This window comes from Limnothrix sp. FACHB-406, from assembly GCF_014698235.1.
Classification (GTDB): Bacteria; Cyanobacteriota; Cyanobacteriia; order CACIAM-69d; family CACIAM-69d; genus CACIAM-69d.
The window spans coordinates 26,217-51,307 of sequence record NZ_JACJSP010000025.1; the positions used below are offsets into that span (position 1 = coordinate 26,217).

19 protein-coding genes are annotated in these 25,091 nt (G+C 56.4%); 10 read left to right on the top strand and 9 right to left on the bottom strand.

What is annotated here, in order from left to right; translation table 11 throughout:
• Positions 1–39: 39 nt before the first annotated feature.
• The gene (locus H6G53_RS17355; RefSeq protein ID WP_190535148.1) at positions 40–1,134 is read right to left on the bottom strand and encodes a DUF3153 domain-containing protein; all 1,095 of its coding nucleotides are present in this window, start codon (positions 1,132–1,134) and stop codon (positions 40–42) included.
• 435 nt (positions 1,135–1,569) lie between these two features.
• Here H6G53_RS17355 and H6G53_RS17360 point away from each other — a divergent pair, with 435 nt between their 5' ends.
• Entirely contained in the window at positions 1,570–2,580 is a 1,011-nt protein-coding gene (locus H6G53_RS17360; RefSeq protein WP_190535151.1) for a carbohydrate kinase, read from the top strand.
• 168 nt (positions 2,581–2,748) lie between these two features.
• Positions 2,749–2,901 (top strand): chlorophyll a/b-binding protein, encoded by a 153-nt coding sequence (locus H6G53_RS17365; RefSeq protein ID WP_099532288.1) that lies wholly within the window; start codon positions 2,749–2,751, stop codon positions 2,899–2,901.
• Between the two features lie 240 nt (positions 2,902–3,141).
• Here the strand turns inward: H6G53_RS17365 and H6G53_RS17370 are convergent, their stop codons facing one another.
• Both H6G53_RS17370 and H6G53_RS17375 read right to left on the bottom strand, forming a co-directional pair.
• A complete protein-coding gene (locus H6G53_RS17370) occupies positions 3,142–4,683 on the bottom strand; it encodes a glycosyltransferase 61 family protein (RefSeq protein ID WP_190535153.1) in 1,542 nt (513 codons plus the stop codon).
• A gap of 221 nt (positions 4,684–4,904) precedes the next feature.
• On the bottom strand, positions 4,905–5,585 hold the full coding sequence (locus tag H6G53_RS17375) for a CsgG/HfaB family protein (protein ID WP_158234356.1): 681 nt from the start codon (positions 5,583–5,585) through the stop codon (positions 4,905–4,907).
• A 519-nt stretch (positions 5,586–6,104) separates the two neighbouring features.
• Here H6G53_RS17375 and H6G53_RS17380 point away from each other — a divergent pair.
• The gene (locus H6G53_RS17380; RefSeq protein WP_347343132.1) at positions 6,105–8,009 is read left to right on the top strand and encodes a diguanylate cyclase domain-containing protein; all 1,905 of its coding nucleotides are present in this window, start codon (positions 6,105–6,107) and stop codon (positions 8,007–8,009) included.
• Positions 8,010–8,013: 4 nt separating this feature from the next.
• On the opposite strand, the gene H6G53_RS17385 is transcribed toward H6G53_RS17380, so the two are convergent.
• The 3 genes from H6G53_RS17385 to leuC all read right to left on the bottom strand — a co-directional run bounded on the left by H6G53_RS17385 (position 8,014) and on the right by leuC (position 14,207).
• Positions 8,014–11,607 carry an exodeoxyribonuclease V subunit beta gene (locus H6G53_RS17385; RefSeq protein ID WP_190535159.1) on the bottom strand — a complete coding sequence of 1,198 codons (3,594 nt, stop codon included), beginning with the start codon at positions 11,605–11,607 and terminating at the stop codon, positions 8,014–8,016.
• 208 nt (positions 11,608–11,815) lie between these two features.
• The gene (locus tag H6G53_RS17390) at positions 11,816–12,670 is read right to left on the bottom strand and encodes a DUF561 domain-containing protein (protein WP_190535162.1); all 855 of its coding nucleotides are present in this window, start codon (positions 12,668–12,670) and stop codon (positions 11,816–11,818) included.
• A gap of 127 nt (positions 12,671–12,797) precedes the next feature.
• Positions 12,798–14,207: a 3-isopropylmalate dehydratase large subunit gene (gene leuC / locus H6G53_RS17395; protein WP_190535166.1), complete on the bottom strand. Its 1,410-nt coding sequence runs from the start codon at positions 14,205–14,207 to the stop codon at positions 12,798–12,800.
• Positions 14,208–14,427: 220 nt separating this feature from the next.
• Here leuC and H6G53_RS17400 point away from each other — a divergent pair, with 220 nt between their 5' ends.
• Both H6G53_RS17400 and H6G53_RS17405 read left to right on the top strand, forming a co-directional pair.
• Positions 14,428–15,342 (top strand): DNA adenine methylase, encoded by a 915-nt coding sequence (locus H6G53_RS17400; RefSeq protein WP_190535169.1) that lies wholly within the window; start codon positions 14,428–14,430, stop codon positions 15,340–15,342.
• Positions 15,343–15,393: 51 nt separating this feature from the next.
• On the top strand, positions 15,394–16,956 hold the full coding sequence (locus H6G53_RS17405; protein ID WP_242030847.1) for a GTP-binding protein: 1,563 nt from the start codon (positions 15,394–15,396) through the stop codon (positions 16,954–16,956).
• A 45-nt stretch (positions 16,957–17,001) separates the two neighbouring features.
• Here H6G53_RS17405 and H6G53_RS17410 read toward each other — a convergent pair whose 3' ends face one another.
• Positions 17,002–18,189 (bottom strand): 2Fe-2S iron-sulfur cluster-binding protein, encoded by a 1,188-nt coding sequence (locus tag H6G53_RS17410; RefSeq protein ID WP_347343129.1) that lies wholly within the window; start codon positions 18,187–18,189, stop codon positions 17,002–17,004.
• Between the two features lie 139 nt (positions 18,190–18,328).
• On the opposite strand from H6G53_RS17410, the gene H6G53_RS17415 reads away from it, so the two are divergent.
• Both H6G53_RS17415 and H6G53_RS17420 read left to right on the top strand, forming a co-directional pair.
• A complete protein-coding gene (locus H6G53_RS17415; protein WP_190535172.1) occupies positions 18,329–18,667 on the top strand; it encodes a hypothetical protein in 339 nt (112 codons plus the stop codon).
• 506 nt (positions 18,668–19,173) lie between these two features.
• Positions 19,174–19,566 (top strand): AbrB family transcriptional regulator, encoded by a 393-nt coding sequence (locus tag H6G53_RS17420; RefSeq protein WP_099534465.1) that lies wholly within the window; start codon positions 19,174–19,176, stop codon positions 19,564–19,566.
• 298 nt (positions 19,567–19,864) lie between these two features.
• Here H6G53_RS17420 and H6G53_RS17425 read toward each other — a convergent pair whose 3' ends face one another.
• Together H6G53_RS17425 and H6G53_RS17430 are read right to left on the bottom strand one after the other, a co-directional pair.
• Positions 19,865–20,854 carry a M48 family metallopeptidase gene (locus H6G53_RS17425; protein WP_190354458.1) on the bottom strand — a complete coding sequence of 330 codons (990 nt, stop codon included), beginning with the start codon at positions 20,852–20,854 and terminating at the stop codon, positions 19,865–19,867.
• A 77-nt stretch (positions 20,855–20,931) separates the two neighbouring features.
• Positions 20,932–21,699 (bottom strand): ABC transporter permease, encoded by a 768-nt coding sequence (locus H6G53_RS17430; RefSeq protein WP_099534463.1) that lies wholly within the window; start codon positions 21,697–21,699, stop codon positions 20,932–20,934.
• A gap of 355 nt (positions 21,700–22,054) precedes the next feature.
• On the opposite strand from H6G53_RS17430, the gene H6G53_RS17435 reads away from it, so the two are divergent.
• The 3 genes from H6G53_RS17435 to H6G53_RS17445 all read left to right on the top strand — a co-directional run bounded on the left by H6G53_RS17435 (position 22,055) and on the right by H6G53_RS17445 (position 24,887).
• Entirely contained in the window at positions 22,055–22,636 is a 582-nt protein-coding gene (locus tag H6G53_RS17435; RefSeq protein WP_099534462.1) for an ATP-binding protein, read from the top strand.
• Between the two features lie 484 nt (positions 22,637–23,120).
• Positions 23,121–23,462 (top strand): STAS domain-containing protein, encoded by a 342-nt coding sequence (locus H6G53_RS17440; RefSeq protein ID WP_099534461.1) that lies wholly within the window; start codon positions 23,121–23,123, stop codon positions 23,460–23,462.
• A 342-nt stretch (positions 23,463–23,804) separates the two neighbouring features.
• Entirely contained in the window at positions 23,805–24,887 is a 1,083-nt protein-coding gene (locus H6G53_RS17445; RefSeq protein WP_099534460.1) for a diguanylate cyclase, read from the top strand.
• Positions 24,888–25,091: the final 204 nt, after the last annotated feature.

Below are 25,091 nucleotides of genomic sequence, written 5' to 3' on the forward strand. Positions count from 1 at the left end.
AGGCTGGGGCGATCGGGTGCCGATGGGCACGGAAACGGCTCAGTGGGCAGGGGTTGAATCGGTTGGGTTGGGGGTTTCGGCGGGTTCTGTCTCTGGGGGAGAACTGATCGGGATCGGTCGCCAACGCCACCACCCGATCGCCCCCAACAACCCAATCATCAGGCCGCCAATGCCCACCCAACTGGGAACCCAAAACACCGCTTCGATCGTGGTGAGCGTGCCCGGTTCCAGAGTCCAAACCCAGCGGCCCTGTTGCCGTTGGGGGCTGGGGCGGTTGGGCTGGGTCGGGCCCGGTTGTCCTGCTTGGGGGTTCAAGTCGGGTTCCGGGTGGGGCCGTTGGATAGTGCTTTGGCCCCAATGGGGCACTCGCAAGCCAAATTGCCAACGCAAGAGCCGGCTCGTGTCCACCAGGGCCAACTGCTCGCCGCCCAGGGCCGCCAGCGATCGCAAGTCCACCTCGTAGCGAAGTTGGTTTCGGACGGCGACCAACCAATTTTGCTGCTGCAATTGGAACTGGCTGGGAAAGGCCAAGGGATCGAGCAAAGCCGGATCCGGCAACGAATCCCCATTCACCTTTGGCGTTTGATCGGCCAGCCGATCGCCCCCTCTGGCAATGGATCTCGTTTGGGCGGCGGTGGTCTGGTGGTCGGAGCGATCGCCCGACTTCGCCGCTTCTCGATCGACGATTCCCAGGGTTTGGCTGAATGTCTGAAAGGTGGATTGTAAATCTTGCCCGTTCTGGAAGGGAATGGCGATCGTCAGGGTTCGATCGCTTTGCTCCAACACTTGACCCCCGATCGTCCTGGCTTGGGCGGCCCAGCGATCGAGCCAGGCCTTGGCCGTGACCTCGCCCCACACCTGCCACCCTTCACTCAGCCGCACCCTTTGCACCAATGCGCCATGGTTGGCATCCGGAAACCGCACCTCCGTATCCAAATCCACACAACCACCCAGCAGCACCAGCCAAACCACCAACAACAACACCCGCAACGGGCGCAACCCCCACGCCCCCCTCGATCGCCCTCGACGTTGCCCAATGTTTGACCGCCTCCCGGTTTCCGTTAGCCCAGCGGGGCGAGGATGAACGGTGGGGGCTGGGGTTGAGAGCGGCGATCGCTGCGGCATGATCCTCATGAAGGCCTGGGCAAGGGTTAATCAACTGTTTTTAAATCAACTGCTTTTAACAGAGGGATGCACTCGTTAACAGAGATTCATTTTTTGTCACAAGCAGCCTAGAAGTGGCTTGTTATGCTGGATTCAGAGGACAGACCCCATTGAACTGGGCTAAAAACCCTCGGTCTTCGGAAGACCCTGCCGATTGCCGATGGGAGTGGCAACATCCGCTGAATTAAATTGGCTGAATTGAATTGGCTGAATTGAAATCAAGTTTGCTGAATTTTGCTGAATTGCCTTCGTGACTGGCGGGAGCACCATGGGGCGGTGATCTACGGCTGAATAACCACGAGTAACCGTCTAAGCAATCAACCGTCCAATAAGTCCAATAACTAGTCCAAATAACTAGATAGGTCGGCCTTGGCCGATCGAATCCAGCTTAACCGAGGAGAGATCATGACGACTGCGCGCGTCTCCTCCCCGCAAGTCCTTTGCGTGGGTGAATTGCTTTGGGACTGTCTGGCTGATCAACCCGGCCGATCGATCGAAGCGGTGGAGTCTTGGACAACCTACCCCGGTGGTGCGCCGGCCAATGTGGCTTGTGCCCTCAGCCGGTTGGGGGTGTCGGCTGGGTTTGTGGGCTGTGTGGGCAGTGAGCAGTCGGCCGATCGCCTGCTGGGGGAACTGCAAAGTTTGGGGGTGAATTTGGAGGGGGTGCAACGTCATCCCACGGCCCCCACCCGTGAAGTTTGCGTCTTGCGGGACGATCGGGGCGATCGACAGTTTGCCGCCTTTCGCAGCGGTGGATACATTGGCCACGACACCCGAGAATTTGCCGATACTCGGCTGCAAGCTTCCTTGCTGTTGGCGCGGCAGTTCCAAGCGGCCGATTGCTTGGTGTTGGGCACTTTGGCCTTGGCCTATCCCGACAGCAGCGCCGCCATCCGCCGGGCCTTGGACTTGGCCGATGAGCACTATCTCAAAATTGTGTTGGATGTGAACTGGCGATCAGTCTTTTGGCCCGACCCAGGCATTGCACCGGGATCGATCATGCCGTTGCTGGAGCGGGTGGATTTTCTGAAGTTGGCGCGGGAGGAGGCCGATTGGCTGTTCCATACCCACGATCCCATGGCGATCGCGGACAAGCTGGATCACCTAGAAGCCGTGCTGGTCACGGACGGGGAGCGCGGTTGTCATTACTGGATCAGTGGCCATGGGGGAGTGATGCCCGCTTTTAATGTGCCAGTGGTGGACACCACCGGGGCGGGCGATGCCTTCACGGCGGGGTTTGTGACGCAACTGTTGGCACGGGGGCTGGCGGCCATGGCCGATCCGGCCGTTGCCCGATCGGTCGTGGCCTTTGCCAGCGCGGCCGGGGCCCTGACTACCACCAACCCGGGGGCGATCGATGCCTTACCTTTGCGATCGTCCATTGAGGATTTGTTGCGATCGCAGGGGCAACCATGAACACCACCATGAGCACCGCGATTGTCAGGGCGGATTAACGGGGCTGATCCATGGAACTAATCAACCGCTAAAGAATGCCAACTCCCGCCGATTTGGCAAGCCCTTGAGAAACAAAGTTGCACGATCAACAAGTATTTGTTACATTATTTTACAAATAGGAGTTGGTCGATGAAAACCAACAGTCGCACAGCCCATCCGTGGGGCTTCACCGCCACCGCCGAAGTCTGGAATGGTCGCTTGGCAATGCTTGGCATCCTCGCGGCCATGATCACAGAATTGCTTTCCCGACAAGGGGTCATGCACTTTTGGGGACTGCGCTAGCGGCAGCACGAAGGCAGATAGCGACTGTCGTGATTCGGATACCAGTCTCTCTAGTCTCTAAGGTCTCTAAAGTCAGGTGAGTGGGAGTTTTAAACGGCTCCCATTTTTTTATGAATATTTTTCGGATGGGTCTTTTGGATTAGTTTTGCTCAAATTTGACCCGTGTTGATAAATTTTGGGTGGGCGTTTTTGATGAATATTGCGGCGCTCCGCCTGCGTATTAGCCTGAAAATTGCGGTGCTAAACCCGCAGGCCTCGCAAACAACGGGCTAGCACGGCACGTACTTCAGCCGATCGCACCCAAAGCACTGGGCTGGTGTTGCCTGGGGGTGCGGGTTCCGCAGGGATCGATCTCCCTTGTAGTCCTGCCAGTTGCGCCAAGGGTTGATAGGTACGGGAGCCAACTTCCAGAATGATTGTGTCCGGCGGGCAAAGGGGCAACAGTGCCAGGGCCGGATGACTGGGGGAGACGATCGCCTCGGCCGTTTGAAAGATCCCGATTAAATCTGCCAACGAGCAGGCGGCTGGATCCAGCAAGCTGAACCCCCAACGGGCCAAGTCTTGGGCCACGGCGGGGCCGTTTAACCAAGGGCGATCGCGCCCATCACTGGCCGAAAGTACCCAACGACGGCAGTTGGGCGCAGTTTGCCGAAACCCAACCAGGGTCGATCGATTCGAGTCTGCTCCCAAGGCCCGCAGAGCGGCCACCCCATAGCTGGAAGGGCCATTGAAGCGGCGCGGCACAATGAGACTGTCGGCTTGGATTTGCAGGTGTTGATCGAGTTCCAGCAGCCGATCGGCGGGAATGCCCAGGCGATCGAGGGTTTCCCGTTGCCAAGGATGGGCCAAGCGATCGACCACAATCGCCGCGAAGGGTTCCCAAAAGGCTCCCCCCTCTGATTCCAAACTTTGCAAAACCTGCAGCCGGGGCAACAGTTCCTGAAACCAACGGTCGATCGCATCCCCCGCGCCGCTGGCCACCACCGCCACCCGGCCCGCCACTTGCACAGTTGGCATCGGTCTGGGCGGTTGCACTTGCAGCCAACGGGGCAAGGCCCCATCGGACAGCTCCAAAATTAGCCGTTGCTGGGCATCAAACACCCCCACCATGCCCCGCCAATGCCAGAGGGAACCGTTGTCCACCTGGGCCGCAAAGGGGCGATCGTCTAGGGGAGTCGCGGTTTCCAAGCGAGTGAGCTGCTCTTGATGGCCCAATCGACCGGCCAGGGACCAAAGCCAATGGTCGGCCAGTCGTCCCCGCCAGCTATCGATGAGCTGAAAGGGAGAATGGGCCAAGCGATCGAGCTGGGCTAACCAACGGCGAGCTTCCGGGCGATCGGGATCCGCCAACCAGGCCCGCAATGCCAAATCTTCCGCTATGACCAGCTCTCCTTGGGCCGCCTGGGCCTGGCTGGCCGTGAGCAGTAGGGGCCCGGCGGTGGGCCATTGGGGCAACAGGGGTTCCAAGGCGGCCCAGGCCGCAGCGGGCCGATCGCGCCGTAGCTCCACCCGTGCCAATGCCAAGGCCGCTAACCCATCTCCCGGGTAGGCTGCCAAGGCTTGACCATAGGCGATCGCCGCGCCTTCCCAATCGCCCGATCGCGCCAAGTCATGGCCCCAAGTCAGTTGCCAGGGAGTGGCAAGCGGCGCGAGGGCCGTAACAGGTTCCTGCACCGGGACAGGAGCCGGTGGGGCAGATTCGGGCGGTGGAGCAGGGGGCGAGACCGGCGGCAGGCGAGAAGCAAACCCCGATCGGCGCGATCGAAACGACGATTTCGCCATGGATTAATGAGGATGTCTGAAAAGCATCTAGTCGTGGGGGCAAGGGGCTTAAGCCCCTTGTCTTCGTCGATCGCTGAGACCCGCAAGGTGGCAGTTTTGGCTTTTCAGGCCCCTAAGAGTCGTGGGCTAAGAGCTATGGAACAGGGCGATCGGTTTGGATCCTGAGTCAGGAGCATTGGTCAGCACCAGCACAAGAGATTCGCCCAATTCGCCCAAGCCGCTTAAAACTTCGCTTGAATATCCGTTGCCAGTTTACCAACGGCCTCTTCAACCGCCTTGCTCAACAGGGCATTGCCATCGGCGCTGCTGCTGCTGCCACCAACACCAAACACCGAGCCGCCACCGCTGCGGGAACTGGCCTCCGCTTCCCCCCGCGCCGTGCCTAAAATATCACCCGTGGCCGTGTCCACAATGCGGGCCGACAACTTCACCCGGGCGATCGTCTCTTCCGAGTTGCCCCCAATGCCAAAAGCGCCCCCGCTGGCCCGCCGACTTTCCACCGTGAACTGCGTGACCGTGCCAATGATCACCGCGTCCACCCCATTGGCCTTGCCAATTTCCACCGCCCGCGCCGTGCTCACTTCTCCGTCCGTGCGCGCCACTTGGCTGCGATCGGCCACGCGATATTTACCCCCTTCCACCAGCGCATTGGTCACCAACTCGCTCACCCCCGTGCCCGCAGCGCCGCCCCGGTAGCTCGACCAATAGCCCGTGTCGCCCGTGTTGCCGTAATAAAAATCCAGCACCACAATGCGCTTCTTTTGGGTTTGCTTGTCTGTCTGGGCGGCAGTCGCACTGTGGGCCGTGGCCACCGGCAACGCCACCGCCGGCAGTGCGACCCCCGTTGTCAGCAGGGTGACAACCAATGTTTTAGCAAAACCCAGTCCAATCGTTGATTTCATAAAAATGTCCTTGTCGCTCGATCGAGGACTCCCGTGAACAATCCCTCGGCATTCGGCCAACATTTCGTTAATTCGTTAACCAGAATGCAGCGTTGGATGCTGTGTAAACGCAACGCCTATCTTAGGCTGGTGATCTTGGGATCGACAATGGGTAAAAATAGGTGAAAGCCTTAAGGCTTGTCATTTCTTTAGTGTTTTTCCCAAAGTGGGTCAACGCTAAGCGATCGCGCATTTTCAAGGCCCTGAAGATTGTGTTCATTAGATCAGATTTTTGAATCAAATTCCTGGAGAGATCTATTTGATCAAAAAAACAATCTTCTTGTTAGACTTTATGGATTTATGATCATGAATCCATAGAACAAAAGTTGTAAACTTAAAACATTGCAAGTCTGTCATATGCATTGGCATGTATATAAACATCAAGAGACCCATGAAACGATGAGAAAATTTTGGCAGCGAATTCTCAACGAGATTAATTCTGATCGTCAGCATCTCTCTGGACAAGACTCCCTCAAGATTATTGGTTCTAACCTAGCGATCGCCGTTGTTTACTCCCTCTTGGCAACCGTTAGCTTAGAATTTATCTCCTTACCGGGTAAGGTTGCTTCGGTTTGGCTACCCTCAGGACTTACCTTCGCTATTTTTTACTATTACCGATTCAAGGCTCTGCCTGGCATCATTTGTGGATCGATGTTTGGCTTAGTTCCATTATTTTTTGATTGGCAATTTTCTTTCGCTAGCTTTGTTCTTTTTAACTTAGTTTGTACCCTGGCCAACTGCTTTCAGCCCTTGATCAGCACATGGATTTTTCAGAAGAAAGCCACGCTCGATCGCGCCTCTGGCCGAGTGCAGTCCGCATCCTTTTTCGTCATTGCAGCGGCCGCCGGGCCCTTCGTGTCTGCCACCATGGGCATCACCATTTCCTATTGGATTGGCACGATTACTTGGAAAGACTATGGAGTTTGTTGGTTGTCCTGGTGGCTGGCAAGCACGTTGGCTCACTTAATCTTTACTCCTCCCATTTTGCTTCTCAAGGAATTGGGGTGGCGACAGATTTTTGCGGGGTTGCACCGAGCAATGCGCTGGACTTTTGAAAGCAGTGCCATTGTGGTTTTCACCGCAGCCATTGTTTGGATTGACTTTTTTTATGGCTATCCTTTGGCTTACGTGCTCTTTGCAATTTTGATTTGGAGTGTTTTTCGCTTAGGAGAACTGATCTCAGCATTGGGAGTAGCGATCATTTCCTTAGCAGCAATTATCGCCACTTCCCAAGGAACAGGATCCTTCTCCGATCGCACACCCAATGAATCAATTATTTTGCTGCAATCATTTATCGGGATTCTTTCGATTACGGGGCTAATTTTGTCAGCAACGGTTCAAGAGCGCCAAGCGATTCGGTCAGATTTGGTGCAAATGCTGGAAACGTTGGAAATTAGGATTGAAGAGCGCACCGCTGACTTACGGTTGAGCGAGGCGCAACTGGATGCGTTTTTTTCGGCAGCGCCTTGGGGCATGGGAATTATTGATCATCACTATCGCTATGTGCGGGTGAATCAGGTATTGGCGAAGATTAATGGTTTACCGGAGTCGGGGCATTTAGGGCGCTTGATTTGGGATGTGGTTCCTGGGTTGCGATCGAGTTTGGAGCCACTGTTTCAAGCGGTTTTCACCACGGGTGATTCGATTTTGAATCAGGAAATTAATGCCCAAATTTCTGCTCAATCTCGAATTGATAACACTTGGCTAGTGTCCTATTTTCCGATTTTTGATATGGATCATCAACCCTATCGCGTTGGGTTTCTGGTGATGGATATTACCGATCGCAAGCGACTGGAATTACAATTGGCTCACCAAGCTCGCATCGATGGACTGACGCAAATTGCCAATCGCCGGCATTTTGATGAAGTGCTGCAATCGGAGTGGAATCGATGTTTGCGATCGACCCAACCCCTCTCTTTAATGCTCTGTGATGCGGATTATTTTAAAAAATATAATGATACCTATGGCCACTTAATGGGCGATCAATGCTTGGTGGCGATCGCTCAAGTTCTTCGGGAACATGCCCGCCGAAGTAGTGATTTGGCGGCACGCTATGGGGGCGAAGAATTTGCAATTTTGTTACCCAACACGACCCTAGCGGAAGCGGTGCAATTAGCACATCAAATTCGCGGCCAAATTCATCAGTTGGCGATTCCCCACAGGGGTTCCCAGGTGAGTAGCCACGTGACTTTAAGCATTGGGATCATGAGCCATATTCCCCAGTCGGGAGATGAAGTTTCTGATCTGATTGCCGGGGCCGATCGCTCCCTATACGAAGCCAAACAGCAGGGGCGCGATCGAATTGTGGCGCTGCCCTATGAGGCAATCCGGCAACCGTCTTCCTTGGCGGGGGATGTGCCGCGCGATCGCCCCAGTTCTCGTTAATGGCCTAGGTTGAAAGTTCCCGTGGGGCCGCATCACAGGTGTCGTGGTAAGGGCAAAACTGACAGGCGGGGCCCGGCGTGGGGTCAAATTGTCCTGCCCGAATTCGTTGGGCAATCTCGATCGCTTGGGCTTGCAGCGGTTGCAGTTGGGGTTGAGTGAACCATTCGATCGGGCGATCGGGATGGCGCAAGTAGACCAGGGCGGCCCGATCGGCCCCCAAGGCATGGGCATAGGCCCACAGTTGCAGTCGGTGTTCGCTGGGCACGCGATCGCGATCGGTCTTGAAGTCCAAAACTCCGGCGGTTCCCACCCAGTCGGCCACCCCATTCAGCCGCAGGGTTTGGCCGTGAGGCAGCGCCAAATCAAACCCGATCGGCACTTCTTGCTGAGCTTGGGGATCGTGGCTCAGGGGAACCAAGGCGGGATCCTGCCAAAATCGATCGGCGAGGGTCAGGGCTTCGCTAACCGCTTCGAGATCCAATCCGGGATCCTGGGCCGCCAGGGTAGCGACATTTTGAATGCGCCGTTCGATCGCCCGGTGAACCAACGTGCCAATCCGGCGCGATCGGGCGGGCCCGTCACCGCTGGGGGAGCGATCGTCCACAATGCGCCAAGCAAACCGCCGGGGACAGCGTGCATATTCACTGAGGGCCACCACGGGCAATTCATCCAAGCCGGAGGACACCCAACCCCAAAGGGGCTGACCGTCGTCGGGAAGTGGGCGGGGGGCAGTTGGGGGGCGATCGCCCGGCGCGGTTGGGTCTTGGGGGTTTTGGGAATTGGCTTGATTGGTTGGATTGGGCTGAGCGGTTGGATCGGGTTGATTGGTTGAATTGGGTCGATCGGGAAAATCCGGCGAGTCTGCGGGGATCATCACACAGTCGATCGGCCAGCCTTGGGCCTGGGCCACCCCTTGCACCCAATCCCAAGGACGGAAGCGATCGCCCGTTTCGTCTTCGCTGGTTTCGGGTTTTTCCGATTTTTCCGATTTGTCCGGTTTTTCACCTTTTTCAGCCTTGTCTTCATGCCAAGGCAAATTGGCGCTCAGGAGCAACCGATCGCGGGCCCGAGTCAAAGCAACATAGAGTAATCGGCGGGTTTCCGCCTGCTCCGCTTCCCGATCGGCTGCTGCCAGCAAGTGCCACAGGGCTGGAATTTGTGGATTTTCCTGGGGTTGGTCACGCCACTGGAACACGAATCCCAAGTCCGCGCTCATTCGCCAAGAAGTTGACTGTTGGAAATCTCGCTGGGGATTCAGATCCGGCAACACCACCACCGGCCATTCCAACCCCTTGGACGCATGGATGGTCATCAGGTCAATGGCGTTACCGGCTTCCAGGGGCGATCGGGCAAAGAGGGTTTTGAGGTCACCAGAATTCAGCCGTCGCACGGTTTCAATGCGTCGCAACCGCCGCACCACGCCAAAGGTGTCGCCCACCCCTTCCTCCAATTGGGCGATCCAGTCGGCAAAGTCGCGCCAATCCCGCAGGCGGCGGGCCCCGTCCGGTAAGTTAGCGATCGTGGCACTGTAGCCCGTGGCTCGATCGGCCCGGTGCAGCAACTGGGAGGGCAGTTCCCGCCGCCGATCGCCCCGCCAGCGCCGCAACTGCTCCACCGCCCGCTTCAGGGCTTGTTGATCGCCCTCGTCTAACTGATTGAAAGTCGCGGAGTCGGTGAGCAACTCTTGCAGAGCGGCCCACCAATTGGGCGATCGGCGCGGCGCGGGGGATCCGTCAGGGGTGGCGGGTTCCGGCGCTGGAAACTGGCGACTGACCGCGAACAGGGCCCGATCGCTGACCGCAAACCAAGGACTACGCAAAATCGTGACCAGGGCCACGCTATCTTGCGGATCTGCCAAAAACCGGAGCAAAGCGGTTCCATCCTTCGCCTCACGGGTATCCAGCAAGTCGCCGGAGCAGAGATTCACCGGCAACCCCGCCGCCGTTAGGGTTTGGGCAATGATGCTCAGTTGCCGATGGGTGCGCCCCAAAATTGCAATGTCGCGAAATTCCAGCGGGCGAGGGGTTCCCAAGGCCTTATCAAAAATCAGCAATCCCCGATCGACCCAATCGCGCAATCGTTGACCGATCGCCTGGGCCTCGGCCACCCGCCGGATCGCAACCTTCTGCGCTTTGCGGGTGGCCGCCACCGCCAACAGGGTCACGGGGCGATCGAGGGGTGGTTCTGCCCGATCGCCCCGTAAGGGTTGGTGCAACTCGTTCAACAACGGCTCACAAAGCGCATTCCCCGCGACCACCAAATCTCGATGGGTGCGGAAGCTCTGGGACAAACTGACCCGATCGCCCTCGGCAGCGCGAGCCAGGCGATCGCACCAATCTTGAAATAGCCCCACTTCTGCCCGGCGAAACCGATAGATTGATTGCTTGCTGTCGCCAACGATCGTCACCTTTGCCTGATCGTGTTGCAGGCGATCGAGCAAGGCGCTTTGCACCGGATTTGTATCTTGAAATTCATCCACCAAAAATGCTTGCCATCGCTGACGATAGTAGGCTTGAACTTCCGGCATTTCCAACGCCTTGAGGGCATACCATTCCAGATCGCTAAAGTCCATGATCCGGGCTTGCTTTTTCGCCACTTCCAAGCGAGAACGCACCCAACCATAGACTTGGCGAATGGTTTTCAGTTTTTCCTCAAAGCGATCGTCAACTTCTCCTAATTTGCAAAGAATGGCTCCTTCTTTTAAGGCCTGGTTAATCTGACCTCTCACAGCCTTCATCGCTGCTCTGACGGATTCTAAAAGCTCCGCAGAATCCCAATTTTTCTTGCTGCCTCGTCCTTTATTAAAATCAATCGCCTTTGTCCAAGCGGCCCATTGATCGGAATCGCGATTTTGGGCGATCGCATCCATTAATTCCAAAATTCGCTGCCGATTGCCCTCGGCTCCGTCTCCGGGCCTCCCAGCCCATTGGGATAAAAACTGTTGTGCCGATTGCCAACTGGGAGCATTCACCAGCCGATCGAGCGCTGCTTGTCGCCAAATTTTGACCTGTGTTTCCCAATCGGTGCGATCGCGCTGCAAGGCCTGTTCCGCCGTATAGCGATCGGCTAATAATCCTTCCAAAATGGGGCGCAAAGTGGAATAGGGCACAGCCGCATAATGCGATTCCGGCAGCTCATCCAACGCCAAATCTAACTGTTCCTTTTGCCAAAGACTCGTTTCCCAAGCCTCTTGAATCGTGAAGTTGGGCGCTAATTCCAAATGGTGTGCCTGTTCTCGGCAAATCTGTCCCGCCACGGCATGGAAAGTGTTCACCGCCGCCGCTTCCAAATCGGCCAATAGGTCACAGCCTGGCCAGCGATCGTAGAGTTGGGTCAGGGCTGATGGATGGCCACTGGCCAGCGCTGCGGCTTCGGTGGCCAAAAGCTGTTGTAAATCCTGCCGAATGCGCGATCGCAACTCCTCCGCCGCTTTGCGGGTGAAGGTGACCGCCACAATCTCGATCGGGGAGCAGCCAAATGCCGTCACATGGTGCAGGTAGCGTGCAGCCAGCATGTGGGTTTTGCCCGTGCCGGCCCCTGCCAACACTGCCACGCTCTGGGGTGCTTCCGCGGCCCGCCGCTGATCAGGAGTGAGCATCAATGATCCCGCCGTTGCTGAATGGGTGGATGATCGCGATTGATCCTATCAAATCAGAAAAACAAGACCAAAAAAGCCACCCTTGCGAGGCGGCTTCTGTGCTCATTTTTGAGGTTTGGGAAAATCAGCCATCCGTGAGGTTACTGGCTGAGCTTAGGCTAAATCCCGATCGCCCACCAAACTTGGCAGCGATCGGGACTCTGAGGCCCTAGTTCTCGGTGTCCAAAGCTGTACCAGTGCCAGTGCCTGAGGTGGCTTGCAGGTTCTTGGTGTCCAAAGCTGTGCCAGTGCCAGTGCCTGAGGCGGCTTGCAGGTTCTTAGTGCCCAAAGCTGTGCCAGTGCCCGACAACGACTCAACGATCGAGCGCACAGCAGCCACCATAGCGATTTCGTTGTCCAGCTTGTTGATGGCCGAACCCACGCCCACGCCCGCAGCACCCGCCGCGATCGCCAAGGGAGCCGTCACCGCCGAAATCCCCGACGCGCAAAGCACCGGCACGGACACCGCGCGGCTGATTTCGTAGGCAGCGGCCAGGGTGGGAGCCGCCTTTTCAATCAAGCCCAGGCTACCGGCATGGACGGGTTGGCTGCTGGTGCCGCCTTCGGTTTGGATGATGTCTGCGCCAGCGGCCACCAGGGCTTCGGCCAGGGCCACTTGCTCATCCAGGGCCAGAATGTGGGGAACCGTCACCGACAGCAGCACATCGGGCAGCAGGCGGCGGGTTTCTTGGGTCATGGCCAACACTTCAGCAGCTTCAAAACGGATGCCTTGGGCATAGAAGCTGTCAAAGTTCCCGATTTCAATCAGGTCAGCACCGGCCGCCACGCAGTCCACAAACTTGGCGGGTTCCACAGCGGACACACAGACGGGCAGGCTGGTGATCGCCTTAATTCGTTGCACCAAGGCGGGGTCGGCGGCAATGTCCACGAAGGTTGCACCGCCCAGCTCGGCTGCCTTGACGATCGCTTCGACCCGATCGCCGTCGAAATTGTTCAAACCAGCGATCGCCTTCAACGCTTGGCCGCGATCGAGGGCGGATTGCAGTTGGGACATTGCACTCATAGGTTCACCTGATTAGCGTGATTTGCAGATGTCCGCAATTGTATCAAGCACGGCCGGCGGTAGGGGCAGGTTTCAAACCTGCCCTAACCCGTAACTTCAGCGAATAAAGAACAAACCTTGCGCGTCGTTATAGCAACTCGCGCACATCGGTGACGGAACCGGTCACGGCCGCCGCTGCCACCATGGCCGGACTCATCAGCAAGGTGCGACCGCTGGCGGAACCCTGACGGCCCTTGAAGTTGCGGTTCGAGGAAGAGGCGCTGATTTGGCTGCCCTGCAACTTGTCTGGGTTCATGGCCAAACACATGGAGCAACCGGCTTCCCGCCACTCGAACCCAGCGGCCTTGAAGATTTCATGCAGGCCTTCCGCTTCGGCCGCTTGCTTCACCGACTCGGAACCGGGCACGACAAAGGCGGTGATCCCTTCAACCACTTGGCGACCTTGGGCCACCTTGGCGGCTTCCCGCAGGTCACTGATCCGGCCGTTGGTACAACTGCCGATGAAGCAGACATCCACCTTGGTTCCGGCGATCGCCTGGCCCGGGGCGAGCTGCATGTAGTCGTAGGCTTCCTTGGCGATCGAGCGATCGCCCTCGTCCAGTTCTTCCACGGTCGGGATCGTTTCCGTCACGCCGATGCCTTGCCCGGGCGTGATCCCCCAAGTGACGGTCGGTTCAATGTCCGCCGCATCGAACACCACCACATCATCGTATTCAGCATCCGCATCGCTGCGAACACTCGTCCACCAAGCCACCGCCGCATCCCAATCGGCTCCCTTGGGAGCAAACTCGCGCCCTTGCAAGTAATCAAACGTGATTGGGTCGGGGTTGACGTAGCCGCAACGCGCGCCGCCTTCGATGCTCATGTTGCAAACGGTCATCCGTTCTTCCATGCTCATGGCCTCAAAGGTCGTGCCCGCGTATTCGTAGGCATAGCCCACGCCGCCTTTCACGCCCAGCTTGCGGATGATGTGCAGCACCACGTCTTTGGCGTAGACTCCGGGCCGCAGGTCGCCGTTCACTTCCACGCGGCGCACCTTCGGCTTGGTCATGGCCAGGGTTTGGGAGGCTAGCACGTCGCGCACTTGGCTGGTGCCGATGCCAAAGGAGATGGCCCCGAATGCGCCGTGGGTGGAGGTGTGGCTGTCGCCGCAGGCGATCGTCATGCCCGGTTGGGTCAGGCCTTGTTCGGGGGCGATCACGTGGACGATGCCTTGCTTGCCGGAGCCGATGTTATAGAACCGAATGCCGAATTCTTGGCAGCTTTGCTCAAGGGCGACGATCATGTCTTCCGCCAAGGAATCGATGAAGGGGCGCTGGCGTTGTTGCAGTTGGGTGGGGACAATGTGATCAACGGTGGCCACGGTGCGTTGGGGAAACGGCACGTTGAGACCCCGCTCGCGCAACATGGCAAAGGCTTGGGGGCTGGTCACTTCGTGGATCAGATGTAGGCCAACGAACAGTTGGGTTTGGCCCGAAGGCAATGTGGCGACGGTGTGCAAATCCCAAACTTTGTCGAAGAGGGTTCCTTGGCTCATGACGGGCGATCGCTCTGTGGTGGGTGTATCTCTCGGGGAAACGGCGATCGGCGGGCAACTTGCCGGGCCGATTCAGAGGTCTTATTCTATCGTGTCGCTGACGATCGCCCGTTGATTGACTTGGAGGCGATCATGGTCATGAATACAGTCACAGATATAGTCACGAATCAGACCCATCAACATTCGCAGGGGCGTATGGCCGTTGGCCCTTCAGCATTCCATGAAAACGATGACTCCTGATTCACCCGATCGCCCTGTGGTCGCCGATCAAAGCCGATCGGAGCAGTTGCGTGATTGGCGATCGCCTCTGCGATATCCGGGGGGGAAACAAAAAGATTTGCCGATTTTTACGCAATATTTTCGATCGGCTAAGGAATATCGGGAGCCGTTTTTGGGGGGCGGCAGTGTGTTGCTCCATGCGATCGGGGCCGGCGTAGCGCAAGCATTTTGGGCCAATGATGCGAATCCGTTGTTAATGGATTTTTGGCAGCAGGTGCAAACCGATACGATCGCCCTGGCCCGGTTGGTGCGATCGCTGCGGGATGACTATGACGGTGAGCGGCGCAAGTGCGATCAATGGGTGGAATTTCGCGATCGCTATCAACAAAAGTTGGCGAACTTACCGGGCGATCGGCTCCATAATGCGGCGCGATTTTTTATTTTGAATCGCAGCACCGCCAGCGGCCTCACGGAGTCCGGCGGCATGACGGCGGCGGCCTATTGCGGTCGGTTCACGGAGTCCAGCATTCAACGGCTGGAAAATTTGCAAGGTCGGTTGGCGGGGGTGCGCTTGACCCTCGGTGACTATCAGACGCTGATTCATGCGCCCGGTGAAGATGTGTTTATTTTTCTCGATCCGCCCTATTTTTCCGCAGAACAATCGCGGCTTTATGGGCGATCAGGCGATTTGCACAAGGGGTTTAATCATCAACAATTGGCGGCAGCTTTGCGCGACTGTCCCCACGATTGGCTGATGACGATCGATAATTGTGAAGCAATTCAGGATCTCTATCCGGCCGATTGGGCGGATTGTTTACCCTGGACAAAGCCCTACAGCATGACCAATACCCAAGGCAGGCGATCGAAGGCCGGTCAGGAATTATTAATCGCCAAAAAAGGTCTGATCCAATTCTGACGATTGTGGTTTAGATCAATTTTTATTCTCAATGGTTATTCCCGATCGCCCATGGCTGCCATTCCGCCAAATCCTGAATTTTCTGAGTCAATGGAAGGGCCGATGGATCGACCCACCGATGTTGATGGGAGTGGCTTGGATCGCGGCAATTTTGAGGGTGATGATTTTGAGGGTGATGATTCTGAGAGTAATGATCTTGAGAGTAGCAATCGCCTAGACGAGTGGGATACGGTCGATCGGGAATTGGATGCGGCGATCGAGTCCTTGGCGGATTTGGATGCGGAGTTGGCCTATCGCCAAGCCCGATCGGCCCTGCGATCACTGATGGAGCGGTTGGACTTGACCCCCCGGGAGCGATCGGGTCTGGAGCCAGATCTGGAGGGTTTGGCGCAAATGCTGGACAAGCTGGAGGATCAGCGGGTTCAAATTGCCGTGTTTGGGGCCGTTAGTCGCGGCAAGTCTTCTTTGCTCAATGCCCTGTTGGGGCGATCGGTCTTTGAAACGGGCCCCACCCACGGCGTAACCCAATCCAGCCGAAGCATTCATTGGACAGTGCCGTCCAGTTTGGGCCAAGTGGAACTGGTGGACACGCCGGGTATTGATGAAGTGAATGGGGCGGCGCGGGCGGCCCTGGCGCGGGAAGTGGGGCAAGCGTCGGATCTGATCCTGTTTGTGGTGGCCGGGGACATGACCCAAGTGGAATGCGAGGCCCTGTCTCAGTTACGGGAAGCGGGTAAGCCGATCCTGCTGGTGTTGAACAAGATTGATCAGTTTCCCGAGGCCGATCGACAGGCCATTTACGAAAAGATTCGAGACGATCGGGTGCGGGAACTGCTGTCGCCCGATGAGATTGTGATGGTGGCGGCGGCTCCCCTGGTGGCCCAGGTGGTGCAGCGGCCCGACGGGACGATCGCGGCGGATTTGCAACGGGGCGCGCCCCAGGTGGAAAGCCTGAAGCTGAAAATTTTGGAGGTATTGGCAAGGGAGGGCAAAGCATTGGTGGCCCTGAATTCTTTGCTTTATGCCCAAGCGGCGGGCGATCGGATCCTGTCGCGCAAGTTGGCCCTGCGGGATCGTTCTGCCGATCGCCTGATTTGGAATGGCACGATTGCCAAAGCGATCGCCGTGGCGGTGAATCCCGTGGTGGTGTTGGACTTGGTGGGGGGCGCGGCGATCGACCTAGCCACCATTTTGGCCCTCTCGCGGCTCTACGGAATTCCCATGGGCCAACGGGGCGCGATCGCCCTGATGAAAACCATCGCGATCGGGCTAGGCGGCCTGAGTGCCGGAGAATGGATCGCCCGGTTGGGCCTCAGCGCCCTTAAGGGATTTTTGGGCCTGTCCACCGTCGCCACTGGCGGGATCACCACCGTGCCTTATCTGTCGATCGCCGCCACCCAAGCCGCGATCGCCGGAGTTTCTTCCTACGCGATCGGCCAAGCAACCAAAACCTACCTAGCCAACGATGCCTCCTGGGGCCCCGATGGGCCAAGGGCTGCGATCGGGCGGGTGTTAGCCACCTTGGATGAACAGTCGATCGTCAAACGCATTGAGGCGGAACTGTGGGCCAAACTGGGCCGGCCAGCGGTTCCCGATCCCTTTGGTTCTCGGTAGGGGCGACTTTCAACCTCAACAACAGGATTCCCCGGATTCGCGATCCTAGGGTTCCCGATCGGGCAGGGGTGGTTGGGCCGTGCCTTGGGCCGCTTCCACCGCCCGCACCGCATCAATCAGACCCCGCACTTGGTCAGTGCCCTCGGATTTTTCAAACGTGAGCGGCATTTTGCCCCGAGCCACCATCCGCCAGCCCACCGGAGCCAAACTGGCCAGCCCCCGCCAATCGCGTCCCGAATTGCCAATGACCCGAATGGCAAACTGACGCTCATCAATCCACCCTCCCTCACGCACCATCTGCACCAGCGTTTGGCGGTGGCGCAAAGGTCGTTCGATCGCCTCGCCCGCCGTTGCCGTCTGTGCCAACAGCACCGACTTAATGCGCGAGATGCGATCGAGCGGGTTCACCTCCATCGGGCAAACTTCATTGCAAGCAAAACAGCGCGTGCAACCCCAAACGCCGCTGCCATCCTCACCCAACTGGCTTAAGCGTTCCGCCGTTGCCCGATCGCGCGTATCGTCCACCAACCGTTGCGCCTTCGCCAGGGCTTGGGGCCCCGCAAACTGCGGATTCACCATCACCGCGTTGCACTCCGAATAGCAAGCCCCGCAAGCGATGCAGTTGCCCGCTTGCTCCAACAGGGCCCGCTGATCCGGCGTTTGGCGCGTTTCCCGCAACGGTTGATCTGGAGGCTGATCTAGAGGTTGATCTAGAAGTTGATCCGTAGATTGATCCGTTGGACTTGCCTGGCTTGCCTGATTGACCCGATCTGTTGAGACTGGCTGATTTGGCTGGGGCGATCGCTCCTGGGCCGCTACTGTTTCCGCCGCCGCCAACTGCTCCGCCCGGCTCACCGATGGGTGAATTGATTCCAACCGGGCCCAAAACGGTTGCAAATCCACCACCAAATCTCGAATCACCGGTAAATTGCCCATCGGAGCCACGGTGATCACCGGCTCGCCGTGCTCATCCGTCCCGATCGCCCGGGTCAACATTTCCGAAACATTTTCTTTACAGGCCAGGCGCGATCGGCCATTAATCTGCATGGCACAACTTCCGCAAATCGTATTTCGACAATTTTTGCGAAAGCCAAGACTGCCATCTTGCTCCCACTTGATACGATTCAGGCAATCCAGAATCGTATTTCCGGGTAAAACATTGTCCAGGCGATAGGACTGAACCCGAGGAGACGATCCGGGTTCCCGACGCATGATTTGGAAAGTGACTTGCACGGCTGGTCGATTCGGCAAATACGGCAGGGATTTGATACTAGTCTAGTCGCAAATTGCTGGGAGACCCGCTCCCCCATCACACAATCTGCAATGTTTTTTGAGGAGGGTTTGAGCACCCCGCGGCCATCGTCCGATCGCCTTGCCCCCTTCCGTAAAAATCATCCGAAAACACCCAATTTGCAGTGCTTCTTCCCTGAAGAGGATACATTTTCTATTTTTGTGGGATGCGTCCGCTCCCCTTGTCTTTGCTTTTGGCCAGCCCCGCTTTAGCCTTAGCGGCAAAGGCCGTCATCCCGAACTGATCAAAGCAATCGAACCCACCCTGGGGGATAGATCAATCTATAGGGAGGCAAGAGCTTTTTTTAATCTAAAAATTTTGAGCAGTCCGATTCAAATTTCTGCCGCTTGGGGCTATAGTCTTAATGTAGTCAATCTCGATTCCGGTGTTTTTCTGGATTCTGCCCAGGAGCGCATCTAAAGCTGCCTCAAAAATTTATCTCCGTGCTTAGTCTCTAGGCGATCAATTTTTATGGGTAAATCCTAGGCTTCAGCCATGATTGGCATTGGCCGGTCTAAATTTAGGCTGCCTGTCAGAGCATGATCAACACCGGTAAAACCTGATTCCGATCGAGAGAGACATCTTCACTGACCATCCTTCGATGCAAGATTGTGCGGTTTGATCGTTTGTAGAATTACCGCTGGATTTTGCCAGATTATGGCAAATCCCTGATTTTTGAGGGGCCAATCCAGTCGAATCGAACAATCGATCCAGCCAAGATCGATCGGGGTTTGATCACCCTCCAATGAGTCGAAGAGTCTCTGAGGAGGTGATGTCTGAATTGGGGAAGTTCGGAACAATTGGCCTCGACTAGGGGACGCGCTAGGCTAAGTCGGCGGTGTTCTTGGGTTAAAGGGCAATTGCATCTGAGGAACCCCGCTTCAGCCGAGCTAGGCTTTTTTAACTGAACTGAATGTTTGACAGCAATGAGTGATTCCGCAACTGCTCAACAACCCACACCGCTGAAGGGTAAAGCCCTACTGCAAAAACTGAAGGAACTCTCGAATCTGCCCCGTCGCGAAAAGGCAAAGCGCTGCGGCTACTACAAAGAGACCAAAAGCGGCCAAGTCCAGGTGAACTTGGCTGAGTTTTATGATGCATTGTTGGAAGCAAAGGGCACGCGGATTGATCCGGAAAGTGCCAAGGATGGTCGGGGTCGCGAACCGACCTATCGCGTGACGGTGCATCAAAATGGCCAAATCGTGATCGGTTCGACCTATACCCAAAGCATGGGTCTGAAGCCGGGCGATGAGTTTGAGATCAAGCTAGGCTACAAGCACATTCGCCTGGTGCAAGTGGACGGCAAGGGCGAAGAATAACTTGCAAAATAGCCCCTAGCACCAATGGGGGTAGACAAGGGGCTTAAGCTCTCTGTTCTCATTCCTGAGACAAGGGGCTTAAGCCCCTTGTTTTGCTGGTTTTTTGGGGGGTGCGTCTTGAAGGGCCTGATCTGCTCTTACTGATCTACTCTTACTGATCTACTCTTACTGATCTGCCCTTTCAATCTGCCCTGATTGGTTTGTGTTTTTGGGTTTGCACTTGTTGCCTTTCGGCTTGTACTTTGCAATTGGCGACTTGTGCTTACTCGCGTGGATTTTTGCGAGTTTCTAGCAACTTCTATCGCGCTGGGCGCAGGCGATCGAGTTCCCGTTGCAGGTCTTCAATTTGTTGGCGCAGGCGATCGGCTTCGGTGTTGCCGGTCGATCGCGCCGTGGTGGTTGCATTCGCCGTCACATTCACGGCCCCTTGAGCCACATCCCGTTGGTAGTCCCCGCGTCGAATGGCTTGATATTCCGCCGAAGTGGCCCAATCTTGGAGATAGCTGGCTCGCTCCACAGGGAAGGGATGGCTGCTGTACATGCCCTGGGGCAAGTTGTTGTAAAGAAAGAATTTATAAGCCTGATTCATGGCATCCGCGTCTAGGGATTGGTAGTCGCGGGCTTGCTTTTTGAATTCCGCAAGGCTCAGTTCTTGCAAATGTTTGGGACTGCCGCCGGCCACTTTCACCATGGTCATCAATACGGTGTCGAGATCATCGGTGGCAATCAGGGCGGCTCGATCGGCCGACAGTTCGGCCTTGCGCTTCCATTCATAAAACGCCATGACCAATGCGTTGCTAATCAGCATGTTGCTTAAGCCCATGGTCATTTGCCCCACCATGGAAGCCGCATACAGCGTCCAAATGGCCATTTGGGTGAGGGTGCTGTGGCCACATTTCAAATGTCCCAATTCGTGGGCTAACACCACGCGCAATTCGGCTTCATTCAGCAATTCCAGCAGGGCGGTGGTGAGCACCAAGGTGGGCTGTTCTTGACCAATGGTGAAGGCGTTGACCTGATAGCTTTGGCTGACGAACAGGGCCGGCTCCGGGAACACATCGAGGTCTCGCAGACATTCCCGCAGGAGCTGATGCAGGCTGGCGTATTGACGGGGCCCCACTTGGACGCTGTTGCCCATGTGGTAGAGATATTGGGGCCGATCGACCGCCACTTCTAGAAATTTGCGCGCCACCAAGTCAAATCCCGGCAGGCTTCGCAGGGCTTGCTCGGCTTCGCGATCGAGCGGATGACGAAAGGCTTCGCTGGAAATTCCGGGATAGCTAGGCATGGTTGGGAGCAAGGCCCCTCGGAAAGGGCCAAAACGACTGCAAGTTCAGCGTAGCGCGTTCCCCAGGATGGAGCGTCCTAAAGGCAACGATCGCGCCGTAACAGTTGTTGATAGGTCACCGCGCTCAGACCCAAGCCCCCGATCGCCACCCCGCCCAACACCCACAGATGCAATGCAATATCAGCGGCCGTGGCTCCCTCGCTAGCCACCCGCAACAGGGCTTCATTCATGTGGTAGATCGGGTCAAATCGGGCCAACTGTTGCAACAGGGGTGGAAACAGCCAGGCGGGCACAAAGCTGCCGCCCAAAATCAGCAGGGGCACGCCCAAGGCCGCCACCAACGCATTCACATCCTCCGTGCGCCGGGCAAATTGTCCCCCCAGCACAAAGCCCACCCCCACATAGGCCAACACACTCAGCAACCCGATCGCCCCGCCCAACCACCAGGCCCCCTGGAACTGGGCCCCCACGGCGGTGGCAATGATCCCCACAATGACCGCCTGGCCGAGGGCGATCGCCCCGTGAGCGAGGCTAATTCCCAAAAAATAAGCCATGCCACCCAGGGGCGACAGGCCCAGCCGCCGAAACGTGCCCGACTCTCGCTCGCCCACCAGGGTTGCCACCGTGCCGCCCAGACAGCTAAAAAACAGGGCCGCCCCCACCCAGGAAACCGGAGCCGCCCGCTCAAAGGCCGCCGCGATCGGCAGTTGGGCCCGCTCCGCCAAAATCAACCCATTCAGCACCAACACCAGCGCCGGAAACAGCGACCAAAACACCAAACTGCGCTTGCGTCGCCACAACTCCTGCAAAATCCGCCGGGCGATCGCCAGCGCCTGCCGACCCATTAACCGAAGCGCAGTCGGAGTCACTGGAGAGAGTAAGGTTTTGGGAGATCTGATCATCTTTCTGATCATCTTAAAAATCATTCTAAAAATTCGGTGGAGCCTTTGAAGTCATGATTTTGAGTGAGCCATTGCCCTCGATCGCGCCAGGAGAAAGCCCTGCAATCATGCACCGGGGCTGAATCCAAGCCCGCCTGAACCAGCCCGCAAAACTGTGATGGTGCGAATGTTTTGGTAGTTTAGGGTATGACTTGGAGTTTCCAAAACATTCCAAAACATTGTTGATGCTGAATTCAGCCCTCTACTCTCGGAAAATTTTGCCTTATCCTGTTCTTAGCTTGGTCAATGCATAAGCGTGATGAATGTAACCTTAGGCGAGTTTTACGATTCCCTACCTGATACCCAAGAATACCTAACCTTGGGGTTTTCACCGAGTGCGCAAGCTCGCAAAATTCGTTGGCGCAACTATGGACTATCGGCCGATTTTTTGGGCGACTATTTCGCCACCTTTTTTCCGGGCAACAATGAGGACGCGGCCGATAGCTCCAGCACTCAAGAAAATGTTAAGGCCTGTATTAGCTATGTCGCCAATGAACTCATTGAGAATGCGATTAAGTTCAGTGATGAACGGGTGAACAGCCCAGTCACTATTTCCCTCTATCTCTATGAGTCCAGCATCTTGCTTCTGGTTTGCAACAGCACAACGGCCGATCGCGCCATCCGATTTCAGAAGCACATCCATGATATTTTGACGACTGATCTTGACCTACTTTATGCTCAACGACTAGAGCAAATGGGGCGTGAAGAGTCCAATGAATCTTGCCTGGGGCTGATTTCAATCATGGCAGATTACGGAGTGAAAATGGGGTGGCGGTTTACATCGTCTACTAATGATGACAACTCCGTTGCGATCAGCGTGATGGCCCGACTCACAGTGTAGTGATTGACTATTAAAATGTCGATCGCCCTGGAACTGAGCAAAGAGACCAAGATATTGTCAAACTCTTGCCAGCATTTCGGTGATGGGGGGATCCCGAAACCTTGCATGGCCCAGAGCAAGTTCATGTAAGGATAGTTAAGGCTCGATCGCATGGTGAAACTGCACCAACTGCGATGGCTCATTCGCGTGACTGACTGGATCGGGTGACTGGATCTAGCTAACGGGATCTACCAACGGGATCTACCAACGGGATCTACCAACGGGATCTACCAACGGGATCTACCAACGAGATCTACCAACGGGATCTGAAGATGCGGCCACACCGGTCAGCATCACCACAGGATCACGATTCGATCGCGCCTTCTCCATGGTTCGCCCCCAGCCCTGCCGCCTTACATCATGGCCCTATCTTTCTGTTAATACTTCTTAGTTCCTGGTTTTCTCCAATGCCCCAGTCCTCCGCAATTTCCCACCACTCATTCGTATGGAACTAAAACAACCGGACTACAGCATTCAGTATGACCCCGCCACGGCAACGATTCTCTGCCGTGGTTCCCTGCGTCTGGACGGCCTTGAGGCTTACCGTCCTGTGCTCGATATTTTGGAAGCGGCGGCGGAAGAGTCCGAGAAAATCATTGTTGACCTCCAGGAACTCGAATTCCTCAATAGCTCCGGTATCAGTATGCTGTCTATGTTTGTAGTTCGGTTGCGACAGCGGGGGACAGCAAAGTTAACTTTTAAAGGATCCGCTAATATTGTTTGGCAAACGCGATCGCTCAAAAATCTCCAGCGCCTCATGCCCAGCATTGAACTAGTGCTAACTTAGCGATCATGAGCTTGGAGATAGTTTCGTGGGTCATAACCGGATGGCTTGCTCAGAAGGGATGGCTCAGAATGGCTCACTCAGAAGGGATCGCTCGGAGTAGATCGCTCAACGTCGATCGACCCTGAGTCATCACCACTGAGTCATCATCATGACAAGCCATCATTCGGTGGGTAATCCTGCAGTGAGCAATCCTATGGCATCGATCACGCAGCATGGATTCCCTGAATTGCCCCTGATCCTTCCAGGTCTGTGCAACGCTCGGTTCAACATTCATCGGTTCAATCACTAGGCTGTGGCGTTGATGTTGATTGCTCCCTCGGCTCTACCCTCTACAAGCGGTCTATGCCGCGTCTGTTTGGAGATACTGTGCGCGATCCCCAGTCGCTGCCCGATCCGGCGGCATCGTCTGATCCACAAGCGTTGATTGAAGAAAACAAACGCCTTCGCCAGCAGGTGGCTGCTTTAGAGCAAAGCAACCGCGATCTCCAGATCGCCCTTGAAACCACCGCCATCCATGGTGACTGTATTGAAAACGAACTACAGTCCACCCTGTCGCTGTACCGTCGCCAACAGCAGCGATTGCAGACGATTTTGAAGCAAGTGGCCCAACAGAAGCGAGATCTGGAGTGGGTTTTGCAAACCACGATCGAGCATAGCAGCGTGATTGAAAACGAGCTGTTGAGCGCCAATGAGCGGTTGACCATCGAGGCCCATCAACACCGGAACGCGGAACAAAAACTGCAATCGCTGTTGGGAACCATTACCCGAGAACGAGAAGACCTGGAGCATGTGCTGCGGCTGATTATTGAGCATGGGGATGCCATGATCGAGCAGCTCTATGTGCAAGCCACGGAAGCGGGAGCCAAGGCCACGATGGATGCCTTGACGCGCGTGGCCAACCGGCGGCGGTTTGATGAATATTTGGAGCAACAATGGCAAACGCGAGGCAGCCGGTCTGAGCCGTTGGCCTTGGTGATGGTGGATGTGGACTCCTTCAAGGCCTACAACGATTTGCTGGGCCATGTGGCGGGGGATGTCTGTTTGCAGCAGGTGGCGATGGCGATCGCCCAAGTGGCTCGATCGACCTCGGATTTGGTGGCTCGCTATGGGGGCGAGGAATTTGCGGTCTTGTTGCCCCGCGCCACCTTGCAGCAGGCGGAATTGGTGGGAACCCGAATTCGCCAGGCCGTGTTGGGGTTAAGCCTGCCCCATCCCCGATCGGCCGTTAACCCTTGTGTGACGGTGAGCGTTGGGGTGGCGGCCATCTCGCCCTCCTTGACCACCTCGCCCACCCTGTTGGTGTCCCGGGCCGATCGGGCCCTATATGCCGCCAAACAACAGGGACGCAATCGGGTGGTGGTGGCTGACGAACTCAGCAACGAAACGATCGCCCTTCGATCGGCCGTTGAAATGCGAATTCATTAGGATTAGCGCTGAATTAGCATTGAATTAACGCTAAATGAGAAAGATCTCGAATTGGGCCCAGAATTAGGCCGAAAATCAAGCCATCAATTAAGGTTTGGATCAGATTTTGGATCAGGTTTTGAAGCAGACTTTGAAACAGACTTTGAAGCAAATTTGGCACTGAGATTCAAATTGGGCCTTGAACCGGGCTGTTTCTGAATTGAG